General features: G+C 66.8%; 28 protein-coding genes. 2 read left to right on the forward strand and 26 right to left on the reverse strand.

Annotated features, from left to right (window positions below; translation table 11 throughout):
* The 25 genes from rplO to rpsL form a co-directional block, all read right to left on the reverse strand.
* Complete coding sequence (gene rplO / locus HTZ77_RS03390) at positions 1 to 456, reverse strand: 50S ribosomal protein L15 (RefSeq protein ID WP_175587892.1); 456 nt, start codon at positions 454 to 456, stop codon at positions 1 to 3.
* Positions 457 to 458: 2 nt separating this feature from the next.
* A complete protein-coding gene (gene rpmD, locus HTZ77_RS03395; RefSeq protein ID WP_080043226.1) occupies positions 459 to 641 on the reverse strand; it encodes a 50S ribosomal protein L30 in 183 nt (60 codons plus the stop codon).
* A gap of 2 nt (positions 642 to 643) precedes the next feature.
* Complete coding sequence (gene rpsE / locus HTZ77_RS03400; protein WP_175587893.1) at positions 644 to 1,276, reverse strand: 30S ribosomal protein S5; 633 nt, start codon at positions 1,274 to 1,276, stop codon at positions 644 to 646.
* Positions 1,277 to 1,301: 25 nt separating this feature from the next.
* Positions 1,302 to 1,685, reverse strand: coding sequence for a 50S ribosomal protein L18 (gene rplR, locus HTZ77_RS03405; RefSeq protein ID WP_175587894.1), 384 nt, complete (start codon positions 1,683 to 1,685; stop codon positions 1,302 to 1,304).
* Positions 1,686 to 1,687: 2 nt separating this feature from the next.
* Positions 1,688 to 2,230 carry a 50S ribosomal protein L6 gene (rplF, locus tag HTZ77_RS03410; RefSeq protein ID WP_175587895.1) on the reverse strand — a complete coding sequence of 181 codons (543 nt, stop codon included), beginning with the start codon at positions 2,228 to 2,230 and terminating at the stop codon, positions 1,688 to 1,690.
* Positions 2,231 to 2,247: 17 nt separating this feature from the next.
* Positions 2,248 to 2,646 (reverse strand): 30S ribosomal protein S8, encoded by a 399-nt coding sequence (gene rpsH / locus HTZ77_RS03415; RefSeq protein WP_173521474.1) that lies wholly within the window; start codon positions 2,644 to 2,646, stop codon positions 2,248 to 2,250.
* Between the two features lie 184 nt (positions 2,647 to 2,830).
* A complete protein-coding gene (locus HTZ77_RS03420; protein WP_175587896.1) occupies positions 2,831 to 3,016 on the reverse strand; it encodes a type Z 30S ribosomal protein S14 in 186 nt (61 codons plus the stop codon).
* Between the two features lie 2 nt (positions 3,017 to 3,018).
* Positions 3,019 to 3,594: a 50S ribosomal protein L5 gene (rplE, locus tag HTZ77_RS03425; RefSeq protein WP_049572681.1), complete on the reverse strand. Its 576-nt coding sequence runs from the start codon at positions 3,592 to 3,594 to the stop codon at positions 3,019 to 3,021.
* On the reverse strand, positions 3,594 to 3,899 hold the full coding sequence (gene rplX / locus HTZ77_RS03430) for a 50S ribosomal protein L24 (RefSeq protein WP_175587897.1): 306 nt from the start codon (positions 3,897 to 3,899) through the stop codon (positions 3,594 to 3,596). Before rplX ends, rplE begins: the two co-directional genes overlap by 1 nt.
* Positions 3,899 to 4,270, reverse strand: coding sequence for a 50S ribosomal protein L14 (gene rplN / locus HTZ77_RS03435; RefSeq protein ID WP_026214151.1), 372 nt, complete (start codon positions 4,268 to 4,270; stop codon positions 3,899 to 3,901). The genes rplX and rplN overlap by 1 nt, the downstream gene beginning before the upstream one ends.
* A gap of 182 nt (positions 4,271 to 4,452) precedes the next feature.
* The gene (rpsQ, locus tag HTZ77_RS03440; protein ID WP_175587898.1) at positions 4,453 to 4,743 is read right to left on the reverse strand and encodes a 30S ribosomal protein S17; all 291 of its coding nucleotides are present in this window, start codon (positions 4,741 to 4,743) and stop codon (positions 4,453 to 4,455) included.
* On the reverse strand, positions 4,736 to 4,972 hold the full coding sequence (gene rpmC, locus HTZ77_RS03445; protein ID WP_080047279.1) for a 50S ribosomal protein L29: 237 nt from the start codon (positions 4,970 to 4,972) through the stop codon (positions 4,736 to 4,738). Before rpmC ends, rpsQ begins: the two co-directional genes overlap by 8 nt.
* Entirely contained in the window at positions 4,972 to 5,391 is a 420-nt protein-coding gene (gene rplP, locus HTZ77_RS03450; RefSeq protein ID WP_101783547.1) for a 50S ribosomal protein L16, read from the reverse strand. Before rplP ends, rpmC begins: the two co-directional genes overlap by 1 nt.
* A gap of 2 nt (positions 5,392 to 5,393) precedes the next feature.
* Positions 5,394 to 6,236, reverse strand: coding sequence for a 30S ribosomal protein S3 (rpsC, locus tag HTZ77_RS03455; RefSeq protein ID WP_175587899.1), 843 nt, complete (start codon positions 6,234 to 6,236; stop codon positions 5,394 to 5,396).
* Positions 6,236 to 6,589, reverse strand: coding sequence for a 50S ribosomal protein L22 (gene rplV / locus HTZ77_RS03460; RefSeq protein ID WP_175587900.1), 354 nt, complete (start codon positions 6,587 to 6,589; stop codon positions 6,236 to 6,238). The genes rpsC and rplV overlap by 1 nt, the downstream gene beginning before the upstream one ends.
* 28 nt (positions 6,590 to 6,617) lie before the next feature.
* On the reverse strand, positions 6,618 to 6,896 hold the full coding sequence (gene rpsS / locus HTZ77_RS03465; RefSeq protein ID WP_030451498.1) for a 30S ribosomal protein S19: 279 nt from the start codon (positions 6,894 to 6,896) through the stop codon (positions 6,618 to 6,620).
* Between the two features lie 11 nt (positions 6,897 to 6,907).
* A complete protein-coding gene (rplB, locus tag HTZ77_RS03470) occupies positions 6,908 to 7,744 on the reverse strand; it encodes a 50S ribosomal protein L2 (RefSeq protein WP_175587901.1) in 837 nt (278 codons plus the stop codon).
* A 105-nt stretch (positions 7,745 to 7,849) separates the two neighbouring features.
* The gene (gene rplW, locus HTZ77_RS03475; protein WP_205301967.1) at positions 7,850 to 8,152 is read right to left on the reverse strand and encodes a 50S ribosomal protein L23; all 303 of its coding nucleotides are present in this window, start codon (positions 8,150 to 8,152) and stop codon (positions 7,850 to 7,852) included.
* Positions 8,152 to 8,814, reverse strand: a complete 663-nt coding sequence (gene rplD / locus HTZ77_RS03480; RefSeq protein ID WP_175587902.1) for a 50S ribosomal protein L4 — start codon at positions 8,812 to 8,814, stop codon at positions 8,152 to 8,154. The genes rplW and rplD overlap by 1 nt, the downstream gene beginning before the upstream one ends.
* Entirely contained in the window at positions 8,811 to 9,464 is a 654-nt protein-coding gene (gene rplC / locus HTZ77_RS03485) for a 50S ribosomal protein L3 (RefSeq protein ID WP_175587903.1), read from the reverse strand. The genes rplD and rplC overlap by 4 nt, the downstream gene beginning before the upstream one ends.
* A 14-nt stretch (positions 9,465 to 9,478) precedes the next feature.
* Positions 9,479 to 9,787, reverse strand: coding sequence for a 30S ribosomal protein S10 (gene rpsJ, locus HTZ77_RS03490; protein WP_030912931.1), 309 nt, complete (start codon positions 9,785 to 9,787; stop codon positions 9,479 to 9,481).
* Positions 9,788 to 10,058: 271 nt separating this feature from the next.
* A complete protein-coding gene (gene tuf, locus HTZ77_RS03495) occupies positions 10,059 to 11,252 on the reverse strand; it encodes an elongation factor Tu (RefSeq protein WP_175587904.1) in 1,194 nt (397 codons plus the stop codon).
* Between the two features lie 163 nt (positions 11,253 to 11,415).
* On the reverse strand, positions 11,416 to 13,464 hold the full coding sequence (gene fusA / locus HTZ77_RS03500) for an elongation factor G (RefSeq protein ID WP_205302065.1): 2,049 nt from the start codon (positions 13,462 to 13,464) through the stop codon (positions 11,416 to 11,418).
* A 90-nt stretch (positions 13,465 to 13,554) separates the two neighbouring features.
* Positions 13,555 to 14,025, reverse strand: coding sequence for a 30S ribosomal protein S7 (gene rpsG, locus HTZ77_RS03505; RefSeq protein WP_055505082.1), 471 nt, complete (start codon positions 14,023 to 14,025; stop codon positions 13,555 to 13,557).
* A 2-nt stretch (positions 14,026 to 14,027) separates the two neighbouring features.
* On the reverse strand, positions 14,028 to 14,402 hold the full coding sequence (rpsL, locus tag HTZ77_RS03510; RefSeq protein WP_020542315.1) for a 30S ribosomal protein S12: 375 nt from the start codon (positions 14,400 to 14,402) through the stop codon (positions 14,028 to 14,030).
* Positions 14,403 to 14,871: 469 nt separating this feature from the next.
* Between rpsL and HTZ77_RS03515 the strand changes: the two genes are divergently transcribed.
* Positions 14,872 to 15,570, forward strand: a complete 699-nt coding sequence (locus HTZ77_RS03515; protein ID WP_175587906.1) for a DUF2975 domain-containing protein — start codon at positions 14,872 to 14,874, stop codon at positions 15,568 to 15,570.
* Entirely contained in the window at positions 15,570 to 15,803 is a 234-nt protein-coding gene (locus HTZ77_RS03520) for a helix-turn-helix domain-containing protein (RefSeq protein ID WP_175587907.1), read from the forward strand. The genes HTZ77_RS03515 and HTZ77_RS03520 overlap by 1 nt, the downstream gene beginning before the upstream one ends.
* A gap of 144 nt (positions 15,804 to 15,947) precedes the next feature.
* Here the strand turns inward: HTZ77_RS03520 and HTZ77_RS03525 are convergent, their stop codons facing one another.
* Positions 15,948 to 19,823, reverse strand: a complete 3,876-nt coding sequence (locus HTZ77_RS03525; RefSeq protein WP_175587908.1) for a DNA-directed RNA polymerase subunit beta' — start codon at positions 19,821 to 19,823, stop codon at positions 15,948 to 15,950.
* Positions 19,824 to 20,013 lie beyond the last annotated feature (190 nt).

A 20,013-nucleotide genomic window follows, 5' to 3' on the forward strand; every position in this document is an offset into this window, starting at 1 on the left:
TTACAGCTCGGTAACGGAGCCACCGGCCGCGGCGATCTTCTCCTTGGCGGCGGACGAGAAGGCGTGAGCCTGCACGTTCACCGCGACGGAGATCTCGCCGGTGCCGAGCACCTTGACGAGCTGGTTCTTGCGGACAGCACCCTTGGCGACCAGCGTCTCGACGGTGACATCGCCACCCTCGGGGAACAGCTCGCCGATCCTGTCCAGGTTGACGACCTGGTAGGTCGTCTTGAACAGCGCGTTGGAGAAGCCCTTGAGCTTCGGCAGACGACGCTGCAGCGGCACCTGGCCACCCTCGAAACCGAGGGGCACGCCGGTACGGGCCCGCGAGCCCTTGGTGCCGCGACCAGCCGTCTTGCCCTTGGAGCCCTCGCCACGGCCCTTGCGGACCTTGGACTTGTTGGCGCCGGGGGCGGGACGCAGGTCGTGAATCTTCAGCGGAGCCTTGTCAGTCATGACTAGTCGACCTCTTCCACCTCGACGAGGTGCGTCACCACGGAGACCATGCCACGGATCTCGGGCCGGTCCTCCTTGACGACGACGTCGCCGATTCGCTTCAGGCCAAGCGAACGCAGCGAGTCACGCTGGTTCTGCTTGCCACCGATCTTCGAGCGAACCTGAGTGATCTTCAGGCGTGCCATGACTAGCTCACCGCCTTCGCCGCAGCGGCGGCCTCGGCGATGCCCTCGCGCTGAGCCTTGAGCATCTGGGCCGGAGCGACGTCCTCGATCGGCAGGCCACGGCGGGCGGCGATCTCCTCGGGCCGGGAGAGGCCCTTCAGAGCCGCCACGGTGGCGTGCACGATGTTGATCGGGTTGTCGGAGCCGAGCGACTTGGAGAGCACGTCGTGGATGCCCGCGCACTCCAGGACCGCGCGCACCGGGCCGCCGGCGATGACGCCGGTACCGGCCGAGGCGGGACGCAGGAAGACGACGCCGGCCGCCTCCTCGCCCTGCACGGTGTGCGGGATCGTGCCCTGGATGCGAGGCACCTTGAAGAAGTGCTTCTTCGCCTCTTCGACGCCCTTGGCGATGGCCGCGGGCACTTCCTTGGCCTTGCCGTAACCGACGCCGACCAGGCCGTTGCCGTCACCAACGACGACGAGGGCGGTGAAGCTGAAGCGACGACCACCCTTCACGACCTTGGCCACTCGGTTGATCTTCACTACGCGCTCGATGTACGAGACGCCCTTGTCGGCGGCGCCACCGCGGCGATCGTCACGACGGTCCCGCCGCTCGCCACCGGTGCCGCCACCGCGACGCGGAGCTGCAGCCATCAGTGGTTCCTCATCTCAGTAGCCATTAGAACTCGAGCCCGCCTTCGCGGGCGCTGTCCGCCAGGGCCGCGATGCGCCCGGCGTAGCGGTTGCCACCGCGGTCGAAGACGACGGCGGTGATCCCGGCTTCCTTGGCCCGCTGAGCGAGGAGCTCGCCGACCTTCTTCGCCTTCTCGGTCTTGTCCGCCTCGAGCGCGCGCAGGGAGGCGTCCATGGTGGACGCGCTCACCAGCGTGTGGCCGACGGAGTCGTCCACGATCTGCACGAAGAGGTGACGGGTCGAGCGGTTGACGACCAGGCGCGGACGCTCGGCCGTACCGACGACGAACTTGCGGACGCGGCGGTGACGGCGGGCCCGCGAGACGGTGCGGGCAGCCGTGTGCTTGCTGAACGCAACCTTCGGAGCCATGCCTACTTACCAGCCTTTCCGACCTTGCGGCGGATCTGTTCGCCCTGGTAGCGCACGCCCTTGCCCTTGTACGGGTCGGGCTTGCGCAGCTTGCGGATGTTCGCGGCGACCTCGCCGACCTTCTGCTTGTCGATGCCGTCCACGTGGAACAGGGTCGGCTTCTCGACGCGGAAGGTGACACCCTCGGGGGCGTCGACGATGACCGGGTGACTGAAGCCCAGCGCGAACTCCAGCTGCGTCGGGCCCTTGGCCTGGACGCGGTAACCGACGCCGACGATCTCCAGGGTCTTGGAGTAGCCCTGCGTGACGCCCTGCACCATGTTGGCGATCAGGGTGCGAGACAGGCCGTGCAGCGCACGGACCTTGTTCTCGTCGCTGGGGCGGGTGACGGCGATGGCGCCGTCGTCGTCCCGAGCCACGGAGATGGGCTCGGCGACCGAGTGAGTGAGCGTGCCCTTCGGGCCCTTGACCTGGACATCCTGGCCGGTGATCGTGATGTCTACGCCACTGGGCACAGGGATGGGCAGCCGTCCGATTCGCGACATGCTGTGATTCCTCCCTTCTACCAGACGTAGGCGAGGACTTCCCCGCCCACACCACGCTTGCCGGCCTGCTTGTCGGTCATGAGGCCGGCGGACGTCGAGATGATCGCGACGCCGAGCCCGCCCAGGACCCGAGGCAGGTTGTCCTTCTTCGCGTACACCCGCAGACCGGGCTTGGAGACCCGGCGCAGGCCCGCGAGCGACCGCTCACGGGTCGGCCCGAACTTGAGCTCCACCACGAGGTTCTTGCCCACCTTGGCGTCCTCGACGGACCAAGACTGGATGTAGCCCTCCTGCTGGAGGATCTCGGCGATGTGCGCCTTGATCTTCGAATACGGCATCGACACACTCTCGTGGTACGCCGAGTTCGCATTCCGCAGACGCGTCAGCATGTCTGCGATGGGGTCGGTCATCGTCATGGCCAGTGGCCTTCCTCGCCGCGGTTTCCAGTCGGCCAAGCATCGAGTGCGTGCGCACCGCTCTGCCGGTGGACCTTCGGCGTGGTCATGGAGGCTCTCGGCGAGAGCTTCCGGATTTGTCAGTGTTTCTCTATGTGCGGCCGGCAGCCCGTGGGGGCGACGTCACGCCGCCCCCACAGGGTAACTACCAGCTGGACTTGGTGATGCCAGGAAGCTCGCCCCGGTGTGCCATCTCACGGAAGCACACGCGGCACAGGCCGAACTTCCTGTAGACGGCGCGGGGACGACCGCAGCGCGAGCAACGGGTGTAGGCCCGGACCTCGAACTTCGGCTTGCGCTTAGCCTTGGCGATCAGCGACTTCTTCGCCATGATCAGGCCTCCTTGAAGGGGAAGCCGAGGAGCTTCAGCAGCGCCCGGCCCTGGTCGTCGTTCTTCGCCGTGGTCACGACGGTGATGTCCATGCCTCGCGGCCGGTCGACCTTGTCCTGGTCGACCTCGTGGAACATGACCTGCTCGGTCAGACCGAACGTGTAGTTGCCGTTGCCGTCGAACTGCTTCGGCGACAGGCCACGGAAGTCACGGATGCGGGGCAGCGCCAGCGACAGCAGCCTGTCGAGGAACTCCCACATGCGGTCGCCGCGGAGCGTGACGTGCGCGCCGATCGGCATGCCCTCGCGCAGCTTGAACTGGGCGATGGACTTGCGGGCCCGGACGACGGCCGGCTTCTGGCCGGTGATCACGGTGAGGTCGCGAACGGCGCCCTCGATGAGCTTCGAGTCGCGAGCCGCCTCGCCGACACCCATGTTGACCTTGATCTTCACCAGGCCGGGGATCTGCATGACGTTCTCGATGCCGAACTGCTCGCGAAGCTGAGCCGCGATCTCCTCGCGGTACTTCGTCTTGAGGCGCGGCGTCGGGCGCTCGGTCTCGGTGGTGGTGGCAGTCATCAGCTGTCCTCACCCGTCTCGTCGGCCTTCTTGTCGGCGGCCTTCTTGTCGGCGGGCTTGTCGTCCTTGAGCTTCTTCACGTTGCTCACGTGGATGGGGCCCTCCATGGTCTGCACGCCGCCCGTCTTGGCGCCGCGCGGACCCTGGTGGGTCTCCTTGGAGTGCTTCTTGAGCATGTTGACGCCCTCGACCACCACGCGGTCCCGGTCCGGGAGGGTGGCGATGACGTGACCCTTGGCGCCCTTGTCCTTGCCGGCGATGACCTGGACGAGGTCACCCTTCTTCACATGCAGCTGCTTGGGCATTACAGCACCTCCGGGGCGAGCGAGATGATGCGCATGAACTTCTTGTCGCGCAGCTCGCGGCCGACCGGGCCGAAGATACGAGTGCCGCGAGGGTCACCGCTGTCCTTGATGATGACGGCGGCGTTCTCGTCGAAGCGGATGTAGGAGCCGTCGGGCCGGCGGCGCTCCTTGACCGTGCGGACGATGACGGCCTTGACCACGTCGCCCTTCTTGACGCCCGTGCTGCCCGGCAGCGCGTCCTTGACAGTGGCAACGATGACGTCGCCGATACCGGCGTAGCGTCGGCCCGAACCACCGAGAACACGGATGCAGAGAATCTCCTTGGCACCCGTGTTGTCGGCGACCTTGAGCCGCGACTCCTGCTGGATCACGATTACTCCTGTTAGTCGCGCCGGTTCTCATCGCTGAGCCTGGCGGAACCGTCGGTTTCTTGGTCCTCCGGCCACAACTCCGTAGAGCCGCACCGCAGGCGACGCGGGAAGGTCCCACGTCCTTGGACACCGTCATGGGGGGTGTCTCCACCCCCCACGAGGCGCGGTATATCCGAGAAGTCTTACTTGGCCTTCTCGAGGATCTCGACGACCCGCCACCGCTTGGTGGCGGAGAGCGGACGAGTCTCCATCAGAAGCACACGGTCGCCCACGCCGCAGGCGTTGGACTCGTCGTGCGCCTTGTACTTGGTCGTACGGCGGATGACCTTGCCGTACAGACGGTGCTTCACGCGGTCCTCGACGGCGACGACGACGGTCTTGTCCATCTTGTCGCTGACGACCAGGCCCTCGCGGACCTTGCGGAAGTTACGACCATCCTCGGTGGTGGTCTCGGTGGTCTCGGTCTCAGCCATCGCTCGTCTCCTTCTCGACCGTGACGATGCCGAGCTCACGCTCGCGCATCACGGTGTAGATACGGGCGATCTCGCGGCGGACGGCGCGCAGCCGCCCGTGGCTCTCCAACTGACCGGTCGCCGCCTGGAAGCGGAGGTTGAACAGCTCCTCCTTGGCTTCCTTGAGCTTCTGGACCAGGGTGTCCTGGTCCTCCACCCGCAGCTCGCCGGCGGTCAGGCCCTTAGCCATCACGCCTCACCCACTTCACGCTTAACGATCTTGCACTTCATCGGGAGCTTGTGGATCGCGCGCTGAAGCGCCTCGCGCGCGATCGGCTCCGCCACGCCGGACAGCTCGAACATCACGCGTCCGGGCTTGACGTTGGCGATCCACCACTCAGGGGAGCCCTTACCGGAACCCATGCGGGTCTCGGCCGGCTTCTTGGTGAGCGGACGGTCGGGGTAGATGTTGATCCACACCTTGCCGCCACGACGGATGTGGCGGGTCATGGCGATACGAGCCGACTCGATCTGGCGGTTGGTCACGTAGGAGTGCTCAAGCGCCTGGATGCCGAACTCGCCGAACACGACCCTGGTGCCGCCCTTGGCGGCTCCGCTGCGGTCAGGCCGGTGCTGCTTGCGGTGCTTGACCCTGCGCGGGATCAGCATGGTCAGCTCCCTTCAGCACCCGGCTGCGCAGCCGGGCCGGTCTCGGGGGCGGCCTGCGCGGCCGCCTCGGTCCTGGGGGCGCGGTCACCGCGGCCGCCACCACGGCGGGCGCCACCGGCGCCACCGCGGCGGGGACGGTCGCCGCCACCCCGACGGTCGTCACGCTCGCGACGCTGGCCGGCGCGGGCACCGGCAGCGGCCGCCTCACGCTCGGCGCGGCTCGTCGGAGCCTCGCCCTTGTAGATCCACACCTTCACGCCGATCCGGCCGAAGGTGGTACGGGCCTCGTAGAACCCGAAGTCGATGTCAGCGCGCAGCGTGTGCAGCGGCACACGACCCTCGCGGTAGAACTCCGACCTCGACATCTCAGCGCCGCCCAGACGACCCGAGCACTGCACTCGGATGCCCTTGGCGCCGCTCTTCATGGCCGACTGCATCGCCTTGCGCATGGCCCGCCGGAACGAGACACGGCTGGAGAGCTGCTCGGCGACACCCTGCGCGACGAGCTGGGCGTCGATCTCGGGGTTCTTCACCTCGAGGATGTTGAGCTGGACCTGCTTCTTGGTCAGCTTCTCCAGGTCGCCGCGGATGCGGTCGGCCTCCGCGCCGCGGCGGCCGATGACGATGCCCGGACGCGCGGTGTGGATGTCGACCTGAACGCGGTCGGTCGTGCGCTCGATCTCCACCTTGGAGATGCCGGCCCGCTCCATGCCCTTCTGCAGCATGCGACGGATCGCCACGTCCTCGGCGACGTACGACTTGTACAGCTTGTCGGCGTACCACCGGCTCTTGAAGTCGGTCGTGATGCCGAGGCGGAACCCGTGCGGGTTAACCTTCTGGCCCACTATCGGGTCCTTCCCTTCGGCTCGCGGGACTCCACGATCACAGTGATGTGGCTCGTCCGCTTGTTGATCCGATAGGCGCGACCCTGTGCACGCGGACGGAACCGCTTCAGCGTCGGGCCCTCGTCGACCCACGCCCGGCTGACGACGAGCGTCTGCGGGTCGAGGTCGAAGTTGTGCTCAGCGTTCGCCATCGCGCTGCTGAGCACCTTGTAAATCGGCTCGCTCGCCGTCTGGGGAGCGAACTGCAGCACGGCCTGCGCCTCCGAAGCGGGCAGCCCGCGAATAAGGTCCACCACACGGCGGGCCTTCTGGGGCGTGACGCGGACGAACCGCGCCTGAGCCCTGGCTTCCATCGCTTACTCCTCTGACTTCTGAAGGCTGCTATCGCCGGCTGCGGCGGTCTTCCTTGACGTGGCTGCGGAAGGTCCGCGTCGGGGCGAACTCTCCCAGCTTGTGGCCGATCATCGACTCGGTGACGAACACCGGCACGTGCTTGCGGCCGTCGTGAACGGCGATCGTGTGACCGAGCATGTCGGGCACGATCATGGAGCGCCGCGACCACGTCTTGATGACGTTCTTGGTGCCCTTCTCGTTCTGGGCGTCCACCTTCTTCTGCAGGTGGTCGTCCACGAAGGGACCCTTCTTAAGGCTACGTGGCATTTCGGCTGCTCCTACCGCTTCTTCCTCTTGCTCCGACGACGGATGATCAGCCGGTCGCTGGACTTGTTGGCCTGGCGGGTGCGGCCCTCGGGCTTACCCTTGGGGTTCACCGGGTGGCGACCACCGGAGGTCTTGCCCTCACCACCACCGTGCGGGTGGTCGACGGGGTTCATCGCGACACCGCGGACGGTCGGGCGCTTGCCCTTCCACCTCATACGGCCGGCCTTGCCCCAGTTGATGTTGGCCTGCTCGGCGTTGCCGACCTGACCGACCGTCGCCCGGCAGCGCACGTCGACCATGCGCATCTCACCGGACGGCATACGCAGCGTGGCGTACTGGCCTTCCTTCGCGAGCAGCTGGATCTGGGCGCCCGCGGAGCGACCGAGCTTGGCGCCGCCGCCCGGACGGAGCTCCACCGCGTGGATGAAGGTACCGGTCGGGATGTTGCGCAGCGGCAGGCAGTTGCCCGGCTTGATGTCGGCAGCGGGGCCGTTCTCGATGCGGTCGCCCTGCTTGAGGCCGGTCGGCGCGATGATGTAGCGCTTCTCGCCGTCGGCGTAGTGCAGCAGAGCGATGTTGGCGGTGCGGTTGGGGTCGTACTCGATGTGAGCGACCTTCGCCGGAATGCCGTCCTTGTCATGCCTACGGAAGTCGATGATCCGGTAGGCGCGCTTGTGACCGCCGCCCTGGTGGCGCGCGGTGACCCGGCCGTGTACGTTGCGGCCGCCCTTGTTGTGAAGGGGCGCAAGCAGCGACTTCTCGGGCGTGCTGCGCGTGATCTCGGAGAAGTCCGAGACACTCGAGCCGCGGCGACCCGGAGTCGTCGGCTTGTACTTACGGATGCCCATCTTTTTCGTTCATCCTTCGTCGGTTACATGGGTGAGCCCGCCGCACCGAAGTGCGACGGTCTCGATCCCTCACGGGCCTTTCGGCCCGCTCTCTTTCTGTGGCTGCTAGCCGATCTGACCGAAGATGTCGATCCGATCGCCCTCGACCAGGCACACGATCGCGCGCTTGGTGTCGGGACGCTTGCCGTAACCGGTGCGGGTGCGCTTGCGCTTGCCCTGCCGGTTGATCGTGTTCACGCTGGTGACCTTGACCCCGAAGATCTGCTCGACGGCGATCTTGACCTGGGTCTTGTTCGCGGTCTTCTTCACCAGGAACGTGTACTTGTTGTTCTCATCGATCAGGCCGTAGCTCTTCTCGGAGACGACCGGCTTGATGATGATGTCGCGCGGGTCGGCGATCTTCTCCATCAGGCGTCTTCCTTCTCACTCTGAGCTGCCGCCTGAGCCGACAGCCGCGCCACGACCTGGTCGTAGGCCTCACGGGTGAAGACCACGTCGTCGTGGCAGAGCACGTCGTAGGTGTTGAGCTGCCCGGCGTCCAGCAGGTGGACCTCCGGAGCGTTGCGCAGGCTCAGCCACGTGCGCTCGTCGGCCTCGTCGACCACGACGAGCACGGTACGGGCCTGAGTGATCTTGCGCAGGGCCTGCAGGGCCGCCTTGGTCTTGGGCGTCTCGCCCTCGACCAGACCGCTCACCACGTGCACGCGACCGCCGCCGGCCCGGTCCGACAGGGCGCCGCGCAGGGCGGCGGCCTTCATCTTCTTGGGCGTGCGCTGCGAGTAGTCGCGCGGCACCGGGCCGTGGACGACGCCACCGCCGGCGAACTGCGGAGCGCGGGTCGAGCCCTGACGGGCGCGGCCGGTGCCCTTCTGGCGGTACGGCTTCTTGCCGCCGCCGCTGACCTCACCGCGGGTCTTGGCCTTGTGGGTGCCCTGCCGGCGAGCGGCGAGCTGAGCCACGACCACCTGGTGGATCAGAGGAATGTTGACCTTCGTGCCGAAAATGTCCTCAGGCAGGTCGACGGTGCCCGTCTTGGTCCCGCTGGCGTCGAGGACGTCAATGCTGGTCACTTGGCAGCCCCCTTCTTGGCAGCGGTGCGGACGAGGACCAGGCTGCCGTTGGCGCCGGGAATCGCACCCTTGATGAGGATGAGACCCTTCTCGGCGTCGACGGCGTGAACCTTGAGGCTCTGCACAGTGGTGCGGACGTTACCCATCCGACCAGCCATGCGCAGGCCCTTGAACACGCGGCCCGGGGTGGCGCAGCCACCGATGGAACCCGGCGAGCGGTGCTTGCGCTGCGTACCGTGCGACGCGCCCAGACCACCGAAGCCGTGCCGCTTCATGACACCGGCGAAGCCCTTGCCCTTGCTCTTGCCCGTCACGTCGACGAACTGGCCGGCCTCGAAGGTGTCGGCCAGCAGCTCCTGGCCCAGGGTGTAGTCGCTCGCGTCGTCGGTGCGGATCTCCGCGAAGTAACGGCGCGGGGTGATGTCGTGCTTGCGCAGGTAGTCGCCGAGCGGCTTGTTGACCTTCCGGGGGTCGACCTGCCCGAAGCCGAGCTGGACGGCGGCGTAGCCGTCCTTCTCCACGGTGCGGACGCGGGTCACCACACACGGACCGGCCTCGACCACGGTGACCGGTACGAGCCGGTTGTCCGCGTCGAAGACCTGGGTCATGCCGAGCTTCTTGCCCAGGACGCCCTTGATCGTCTTAGCCATGTCAGTGTGATCCCTCAGAGCTTGATCGAAATGTCGACGCCCGCGGGGAGGTCGAGCCGCATGAGCGAGTCGACGGTCTTGGGCGTCGGGTCGATGATGTCAATCAGCCGCTTGTGCGTGCGCATCTCGAAGTGCTCGCGGCTGTCCTTGTACTTGTGCGGCGAGCGGATGACGCAGTACACGTTCTTCTCGGTCGGCAGCGGCACCGGGCCCGCGACCTTCGCGCCAGTCCGCGTCACCGTCTCGACGATCTTCTTGGCCGAAACGTCGATGACCTCGTGGTCATAGGCCTTGAGCCGAATGCGGATCTTCTGTCCCGCCATAGTGGCCTCGGTGTCCTTCGCTGTCGTCTGAAAAAGTATCGTGCGGCCGGCGGCCGCTGATTGCTGCGGGCGTGAACCCGCGAAGCCCCACGTGACAGACGCAGATGATCTGCCGATTCTTCCGTGATCCGGCAGTTACTTCGGTCACTGCCGAAGGAACTGCGAGATCACGGCTTGCGTGGGGGGCGGACCGGAGCCTTATGGCTCCTGCCCTGTTCGTGGTGCGGCGGTCGGCCCCGACGTGGGGGCCGACCGCCACCCCGCGATCGAACTACTTGATGATCTTCGTGACCCGACCGGCGCCGACGGTGCGGCCACCCTCACGGATCGCGAACTTGAGGCCTTCCTCCATGGCGATGGGCTGGATCAGCTCAACGCGCATCTCGGTGTTGTCGCCCGGCATGACCATCTCGGTGCCCTCGGGGAGGTGCACGACACCGGTCACGTCAGTCGTACGGAAGTAGAACTGCGGGCGGTAGTTGTTGAAGAACGGCGTGTGGCGGCCGCCCTCGTCCTTGGACAGGATGTAGACCTGGCCCTCGAACTCGGTGTGCGGGGTCGTCGTGCCCGGCTTGATGATGCACTGGCCGCGCTCGACGTCGTCGCGCTTGATGCCACGGAGCAGCAGGGCGGCGTTGTCGCCCGCGTGACCCTCGTCGAGCATCTTGTTGAACATCTCGATGCTGGTGACGGTGGTGGTCGTCTTCTCCGGCTTGATGCCGATGATGTCGACCTGCTCGTTGACCTTGACGATGCCGCGCTCGATACGGCCGGTGACGACCGTGCCGCGACCGGTGATCGAGAAGACGTCCTCGACCGGCATGAGGAACGGCTTCTCCGTCTCACGCGGGGGCTCGGGCACGTTCTCGTCGACGGCGTTCATCAGCTCGATGATGCTGTCGGCCCACTTCTCGTCGCCCTCAAGAGCCTTGAGCGCGGAGACGCGGACGACCGGCAGGTCGTCGCCGGGGAACTCCTGAGCGGACAGGAGCTCGCGGACCTCGAGCTCGACGAGCTCCAGGATCTCCTCGTCGTCCACCATGTCCGACTTGTTGAGGGCCACGACGATGTAGGGGACGCCGACCTGGCGGGCCAGGAGGACGTGCTCCTTCGTCTGCGGCATCGGGCCGTCGGTGGCGGCGACCACGAGGATCGCGCCGTCCATCTGAGCGGCACCGGTGATCATGTTCTTCACGTAGTCGGCGTGACCGGGGCAGTCCACGTGGGCGTAGTGGCGCTTCTCGGTCTGGTACTCGACGTGCGCGATGGAGATCGTAATGCCGCGGGCCTTCTCCTCGGGCGCCTTGTCGATCTTGTCGAACGGCGTGGCCTGGTTCAGCTCGGGGTAACGGTCGTGGAGCACCTTGGTGATCGCCGCGGTCAGCGTGGTCTTACCGTGGTCGATATGCCCAATGGTGCCGATGTTCATGTGCGGCTTGTTCCGCTCGAACTTGGCCTTGCCCACTGGTTCTCTCCTTGAGAATCTGTGACTTTCGTCTGCACACACGGGCCCGGGACTTCCCGAACCCCTAGGCGGTGGGGCGGCTCACACCACCCCACCAGAGGCCGTGGCCTCCTCGATGGCCGGGCGCCGGCGAACCGACGCCCCGCCTCGTGGGGTCCCGGGACTATTCGCCCCGGGCCTTCGCGACGATCTCCTTGGCGATGCCCGGAGGCACCTCCGAGTAGGAGTCGAACTGCATGCTGTAGCTCGCGCGCCCCTGCGTCTTGCTACGCAGGTCACCAACGTAGCCGAACATCTCAGACAGCGGCACGAGCGCCGTGACGACGCGGGCACCGGCCCGCTCGTCCATGGACTGGATCTGCCCGCGGCGACCGTTGAGGTCACCGATGACGTCACCCATGTAGTCCTCGGGCGTGGTGACCTCGACGGCCATCATCGGCTCGAGAAGCACGGCGTCCGCCTTGCGCGCGGCCTCCTTGAAGGCCATCGAGCCAGCGATCTTGAACGCCATTTCCGAGGAGTCGACGTCGTGCGCGGCACCGTCGGTCAGCGTCACCTTCACGCCCACCATCGGGTAGCCGGCCAGCACGCCGAACTCGGCGGCCTCCTGGGCGCCCGCGTCGACCGAGGGGATGTACTCCCTCGGGATGCGGCCACCCGTGACCTTGTTCTCGAACTCGTAGCCGTCGTTGCCTTCGCCCAGCGGTTCGAGGTTGATGATCACCCGCGCGAACTGACCAGAACCACCGGTCTGCTTCTTGTGGGTGTAGTCGAGCTTCTCCACCTTGCGGCGGATCGTCTCGCGGTAGGCGACCTGCGGACGACCGACGTTGGCCTCGACCTTGAACTCGCGGCGCATCCGGTCGACCAGGATCTCCAGGTGAAGCTCGCCCATGCCCCAGATGACCGTCTGACCGGTCTCCTCGTCACGGCGGACCTGGAAGGACGGGTCCTCCTCGGCCAGCCGCTGAATGGCGGTCGAGAGCTTCTCCTGGTCGCCCTTGGTCTTGGGCTCGATGGCGACGTTGATGACCGGAGCCGGGAACGTCATCGACTCGAGCACGACCTGGTTGGACGGGTCGGACAGGGTGTCGCCCGTGGTGGTGTCCTTGAGACCCATCACGGCGACGATCTGACCAGCGATCGCCGTCGGGCGCTCTTCGCGCTTGTTGGCGTGCATCTGGTAGATCTTGCCGATCCGCTCCTTCTTCCCCTTCACAGAGTTGACGACCTGTGAACCGGTCTCGAGCGTGCCCGAGTAGACGCGGATGTAGGTGAGCTTGCCCAGGTGCGGGTCGCTGGCGATCTTGAACGCCAGAGCGGAGAACGGCTCGGTCGGGTCCGCGTGACGCTCGATCACCTCGTCCTCCTTGCCGACCGCGTGGCCCTTGAAGGCCGGGATGTCGGTCGGGGCGGGGAGGTAGGCGACGATCGCGTCGAGCAGGGGCTGCACACCCTTGTTCTTGAACGCGGTGCCGCACAGGACCGGGTTGATGGCGCTGCTCAGCGTGGCGCGGCGCAGGGCCGCGATCAGCTGCTCCTCGGTGGGCTCGGTGCCCTCGAGGAAGAGCTCCATCAGCTCGTCGTCGTTCTCGGCGACGGTCTCGATCAGCTTGTCGCGCCACTCGCGAGCGACGTCGGCGTGGTCGGCCGGGATGTCGACGGTGTCGTACATCTCGCCCTTGGCCGCCTCGGCGCTCCAGATGAGGCCCTTCATCCTGATGAGGTCGATGACGCCCTTGAAGTCGGCCTCAACGCCCCACGGGAGCTGGATGACCGCCGGGGTCGCGCCCAGGCGGTTGACCATCATGTCGACACAGCGGTGGAACTCCGCGCCGACCCGGTCCATCTTGTTCACGAAGCAGATGCGGGGCACTTCGTAGCGGTCAGCCTGACGCCACACCGTCTCCGACTGCGGCTCGACACCAGCGACACCGTCGAACACGGCGACCGCACCGTCGAGGACGCGGAGCGAACGCTCCACCTCGATCGTGAAGTCGACGTGACCCGGGGTGTCGATGATGTTGATGGTGTGACCGAGCCACTCGCAGGTCGTCGCGGCAGACGTGATCGTGATGCCGCGCTCCTGCTCCTGCTCCATCCAGTCCATCGTGGCAGCGCCCTCGTGGACTTCACCGATCTTGTAGTTGATGCCGGTGTAGAACAGGATGCGCTCGGTCGTGGTGGTCTTGCCCGCGTCGATATGGGCCATGATCCCGATGTTGCGGACCTTGGCCAGGTCAAGAGCGGTCGTGGTGGCCACTTCTCTCGCGTCCTCGTCGTCTCGTCGAACCCGCCGGGGTTACCAGCGGTAGTGGGCGAAGGCCTTGTTGGACTCGGCCATCTTGTGGGTGTCCTCGCGCTTCTTCACGCTCGCCCCGAGGCCGTTGCTGGCGTCGAGGAGCTCGTTCATGAGGCGCTCGGTCATGGTCTTCTCGCGGCGGGCGCGGGAGTACTGCACCAGCCAGCGCAGGGCCAGGGTGGTGCTGCGCGCGGCGCGCACCTCGACCGGCACCTGGTAGGTCGCGCCACCGACGCGGCGGCTGCGAACCTCGAGGGTCGGCTTGACGTTGTCAAGCGCGCGCTTGAGGGTGACGACCGGGTCGTTGCCCGTCTTGTCCCTGCAGCCCTCGAGGGCGCCGTAGACGATCGACTGCGCGATGGAGCGCTTGCCGTCCAGAAGCACCTTGTTGATCAGGGCGGTGACCAGCGGCGAGCTGTAAACCGGGTCAGCCATGAGCTGACGACGGCCAGGAGAACCCTTGCGAGGCATTGTTAGCTCTTCTCCTTCTTCGCGCCGTAGCGGCTACGGGCCTGCTTGCGGTTGCGGACACCCTGGGTGTCGAGCGAACCACGGATGATCTTGTAGCGAACACCCGGCAGGTCCTTCACACGACCGCCACGCACGAGCACGATGGAGTGCTCCTGCAGGTTGTGACCCACACCGGGGATGTAGGCCGTGACCTCGATGCCGTTGGTGAGCCGCACACGGGCCACCTTGCGCAGTGCCGAGTTGGGCTTCTTCGGGGTCGTGGTGTAGACGCGCTGGCACACGCCGCGTCGCTGCGGACTCCCCTTGAGGGCAGGAGTCTTGGTCTTTGAGACCTTGTCCTGCCGGCCCTTGCGGACCAACTGCTGAATAGTGGGCACTGCCACTCCGTTCGTGCCTTGGCCGGTGTTACGTCAGTTGTGCGAATCGCAGGTACTGCCGGTGTCATGACCTGCTGTTCTTGCCTCCCCCCGCGCCCCCGCGCTCGGGCGTGTCGCGCTGTTCGCACAGACACATCCGGGTGGGTTACGAGCCAGGAAGCCGTCCCGCGCTCCCAAAACGAGCGCACGGTCGAGAGCCCGCATAGTAACGGGCACGATGCTCAAGACTACCTAGGTCGCTGCGACACGTCAAAGCGGCGCGGCAAAGCGGACAAGGCTCGCCACTCCGGATCGCAGAGGCCGTTCATCAAGGCCCGGGACTACTACTGCTCCGCACCCATGATATCCGGCCCGCACAGCGTTTCGCCGTGGTTCCCGTCACATCGATGACCGAAAACCCTTGATCGCATATCGAATATCGTTACTATCGTTTATCGATAGCAACGACTGACGATATGGAGTGTCCCTCATGGGTTCCCCCCACGCGTCCTCTCTCAGGTGGACCGCGATCACGGTGCGCGTCCTGCTCGCGCTCCTCGCCGCGATGACGGCGTACGAGGTCGGCCGCGCGGCCGTGACCGGCGGCGAGAACGCCTTCGGCTCCTTCGGCACCCGGAGCCTGGTCTGCGCGACCGCGCCCGGCCTCTTCAGCGTGCCCGGCAACATGGTCGAGGACCCGAAGCTGGGCGCCGCCGTCAAGGCGAGCACCTCGGCGCCGTTCATGTACCCGCTCGCGGAGGGCGCCGAGGTGACCGAGCCGGTCCCGCACCTGTGCAGGGACGACTCCGGCTTCGCCACCCAGCTGCTCTACCAGAGCTCCCGCTTCGCCACCGTCGTCGTCCTGCTGGCGGCGCTCCTGCTGCTCGAACGGCTGATCAGGGGTGCCCGGCGGGAGGGCGGGTTCGACGAGACCGTCGTCGCCCGGCTGCGGTTCCTCGGCCTCTTCCTGGCCGCCGGTACGCTCGTGTCGTCGCTCTACACGGCGATCGCCGAGACCGGCCTGGCCGAGTCGATGGTGGCCACCACCATCAGGCGCCCCTGGGAGCTGGCCCTGTTCAACTGGAGCGTCCCCTGGGCGTTCCTGGTCGCCGGTGTCGGCCTCGTCGTCATGGCGAAGGTCGTCCGCGTCGGCGCGTCCATGCGTGAGGAACTCGAAGGAACCGTCTGATGCCATCCGCCGACAGCTCCGAGCAGGCCATCGAGGTTCACCTGGACCAGTTGCTCGAAGAGCGCGGTATGACGCTCGTCGAGCTGGCCGAGCGGGTCGGCATCACGAACGTGAACCTGTCGATCCTCAAGAACAACCGGGCCAAGGCGATCCGCTTCTCGACCCTGGCCAGGATCTGCGAGGTGCTCGGCTGCCAGCCGGGCGACCTGCTGTCCTTCAACCCCCGCCACTAGCGGGCCTCGCGCTCGCTGTCCTTCTCCGCGGGGGCGTGAGCGGCAGCGACGACTTCCCGACAAGATGACTTCCCGGACAACGGGACGCGCCCGGGGCCTCCAGTGGAGGCGCCCGGGCGCGTCACGTGCGGGACGGGTCCCGAACTACCGGTTGTACTGGCCGAAGTCGTACTCCTCCAGCGGAACGGCCTCGCCGCTGCCGGTGCCGAAGGTGTAGTCGGCCGCGGAGCCGTCGTAGCCGCCCACGGTGTACATGGCGGCCTTGGCCTCCTCGGTCGGCTCGACCCGGATGTTGCGGTACTGGGGCATGCCCGTACCGGCCGGGATGAGCTTACCGATGATGACGTTCTCCTTCAGGCCCAGGAGCGAGTCGGACTTGGCGTGGATCGCCGCGTCCGTCAGGACCCTGGTCGTCTCCTGGAAGGAGGCCGCCGACAGCCACGACTCGGTGGCCAGCGACGCCTTCGTGATGCCCATGAGCACCGGACGGCCGGCGGCCGGCGAGCCGCCCTCCGCCACCGTCTCGCGGTTCATCTGCTCGAAGCGCGGCCGCTCCACGAGCTCGCCGGGCAGCAGGTCGGTATCACCGGACTCCAGCACGTTCACGCGCTTGAGCATCTGCCGCACGATGATCTCGATGTGCTTGTCGTGGATCGACACACCCTGCGACCGGTAGACCTGCTGGACCTCCGCCACCAGGTGCAGCTGCACGGCCCGCGGGCCGAGGATGCGCAGCACCTCGTTGGGGTTGACGGCACCGGCGATCAGCTGCTGGCCGACGCTGACGCGCTGCCCCTCGGTGACGAGCAGGCGCGAGCGCATCGAGACCGGGTAGGCGATCTCCTCCGAGCCGTCGTCCGGCGTGACGATGAGCTTCCTGGCCTTGTCGGTCTCGTCGATGCGGACCCGGCCCTCCGCCTCGGAGATCGGGGCGACACCCTTGGGGATGCGCGCCTCGAACAGCTCCTGGACTCGGGGCAGACCGTGGGTGATGTCGGCACCGGCCACACCACCGGTGTGGAAGGTACGCATCGTCAGCTGCGTGCCGGGCTCACCGATCGACTGGGCGGCGATGATGCCGACCGCCTCGCCGACGTCCACGAGCTTGCCGGTGGCCAGCGAGCGGCCGTAGCAGGTCGCGCAGACACCGATCTTCGCCTCGCAGACCAGCGCGCTGCGGGTGCGGACGGTCTCGATGCCGGCCGCGACCAGCGCGGTCACGTGGTTGTCGTTGATGTCGACGCCCTCGGCCGCGATGACCTTGCCGTCGACCACGACGTCCTCGGCCAGGATGCGGCCGTGCACGTTGGACTCGGCGTTCTCGGCCTTGACCAGGTTGCCCGACGCGTCACGCTCGCCGACGTGCAGCGGGACCGCGCGGTCGGTGCCGCAGTCGATCTCGCGCACGATGACGTCCTGCGCCACGTCCACCAGACGACGGGTCAGGTAACCCGAGTCGGCGGTCCGCAGAGCGGTGTCGGCCAGACCCTTGCGCTGTCCGTGGGTGGAGATGAAGTACTCCAGCACCGACAGGCCCTCGCGGAACGAGGCCTTGATGGGCCGCGGGATCGTCTCACCCTTGGTGTTGGACACCAGGCCGCGGATGCCGGCGATCTGACGCACCTGCATCTTGTTGCCTCGGGCGCCGGAGTTGACCATCATCCAGACCGGGTTGGTCGCCGGGAAGGCGTTGACCATGTCGGTCTCGACGTCGGCCGTCGCGTGCGTCCAGATCTCGATGAGCTCCTGACGGCGCTCCTCGTCGGTGATCAGACCACGCTCGTACTCACGCTGCACCTTGTCGGCGCGGCGCTCGTAGTTCTCCATGATCTCGGACTTGTTCGGCGGCGCGACGACGTCGTCGATGGCGATCGTGACACCGGAACGGGTCGCCCAGCGGAAGCCGGCGTCCTTGAGCGCGTCGAGCGAGTTGGCGACCTCGACCTTGGGGTAGGTCTCGGCCAGCTCGTTCACGATCGTGGACAGCTGCTTCTTGCCGACCTGGAAGTTGACGAACGGGTAGCTCGCCGGCAGCGTCTGGTTGAACAGGCACCGGCCGAACGTCGTCTCCAGGCGGATCGGGTCACCCTGCTCCCAGCCCTCCGGCGCGACCCATTCGCGCGGCGGCAGGACGTCCTTGAGCCGGATCTGGATCTTCGCCTGGATCTCCAGCTCGCGACGGTCGAAGGCCATCTGCGCCTCGGCGATCGAGCCGAAGACCCGGCCCTCGCCGACCGCGCCGTCCTTCTGCGTGGTCAGCCAGTACAGGCCGATGACCATGTCCTGGGTGGGCATCGTCACGGGCTTGCCGTCGGCCGGCTTGAGGATGTTGTTGGTCGAGAGCATCAGGATGCGCGCCTCGGCCTGGGCCTCGGCCGACAGCGGCAGGTGCACGGCCATCTGGTCGCCGTCGAAGTCCGCGTTGAACGCGGTGCAGACGAGCGGGTGGATCTGGATGGCCTTGCCCTCGACCAGCTGCGGCTCGAACGCCTGGATGCCCAGGCGGTGCAGCGTCGGAGCGCGGTTGAGCAGCACGGGGTGCTCGGTGATGACCTCTTCGAGCACGTCCCACACCACGGGGCGGGCACGCTCGACCATCCGCTTGGCCGACTTGATGTTCTGCGCGTGGTTGAGGTCCACGAGCCGCTTCATCACGAACGGCTTGAACAGCTCCAGCGCCATCTGCTTGGGCAGGCCGCACTGGTGCAGCTTGAGCTGCGGGCCGACGACGATGACCGAACGGCCGGAGTAGTCGACTCGCTTGCCCAGCAGGTTCTGGCGGAACCGGCCCTGCTTGCCCTTCAGCATGTCGCTGAGGGACTTCAGCGGGCGGTTGCCGGGGCCGGTCACCGGGCGACCACGACGGCCGTTGTCGAACAGCGCGTCGACGGCCTCCTGGAGCATCCGCTTCTCGTTGTTCACGATGATCTCGGGCGCGCCGAGGTCGAGCAGACGCTTGAGGCGGTTGTTGCGGTTGATGACCCGGCGGTACAGGTCGTTGAGGTCGGAGGTCGCGAACCGGCCACCGTCGAGCTGCACCATCGGGCGCAGGTCCGGCGGGATGACCGGGATGCAGTCGAGCACCATGCCGCGCGGCGAGTTGGTGGTGTTGAGGAACGCCGACACGACCTTGAGCCGCTTGAGGGCACGGGCCTTCTTCTGGCCCTTGCCGCTGCGGATCGTCTCGCGCAGGTTCTCGGCCTCGGCGTCGAGGTCGAAGCTGATCAGGCGGTCCTGGATCGCCTGCGCGCCCATGCCGCCCTTGAAGTAGCGGCCGAAGCGGTCGCGCATCTCGCGGTAGAGCAGCTCGTCGCCCTCGAGGTCCTGGACCTTGAGGTTCTTGAAGCGGCTCCAGACCTCGTCCAGGCGGTCCAGCTCGCGCTGGGCCCGGTCGCGGAGCTGGCGCATCTCGCGCTCGGCGCCCTCGCGGACCTTGCGGCGCTGGTCGCCCTTGGCGCCGGCGGCCTCAAGCTCGGCCAGGTCGCTCTCGAGCTTCTTCTGCCGGGCCTCGACGTCGGCGTCACGGCGCTGCTCGATGTGCTGCCGCTCGACGGAGATCTTCGCCTCCAGCGAGGGCAGGTCACGCTCACGCATCTCGGTGTCGACATGCGTGATCATGTACGCCGCGAAGTAGATGACCTTCTCCAGGTCCTTCGGGGCGAGGTCGAGCAGGTAGCCGAGGCGCGACGGGACGCCCTTGAAGTACCAGATGTGCGTGACCGGGGCGGCCAGCTCGATGTGGCCCATCCGCTCACGGCGCACCTTGGCCCGGGTCACCTCGACGCCACAGCGCTCACAGATGATGCCCTTGAACCGGACGCGCTTGTACTTACCGCAGTAGCACTCCCAGTCGCGGGTCGGACCGAAGATCTTCTCGCAGAAGAGCCCGTCCTTCTCCGGCTTGAGGGTGCGGTAGTTGATGGTCTCCGGCTTCTTCACCTCGCCGTGCGACCACTGACGGATGTCGTCGGCCGTCGCGAGGCCGATCCTGAGCTCGTCGAAGAAGTTGACGTCTAGCATTGTGTGCGATCTCCCCCTCAGACTTCTTCCACGCTGCTCGGCTCACGCCGGGACAGGTCGATACCGAGCTCCTCCGCCGCGCGGAAGACGTCCTCGTCGGTGTCGCGCATCTCGATGGACATGCCGTCGCTGGAGAGCACCTCGACGTTGAGGCACAGCGACTGCATCTCCTTGATGAGGACCTTGAAGG

It is taken from the genome of Nonomuraea montanisoli, from assembly GCF_013363975.1.
GTDB lineage: Bacteria > Actinomycetota > Actinomycetes > Streptosporangiales > Streptosporangiaceae > Nonomuraea > Nonomuraea montanisoli.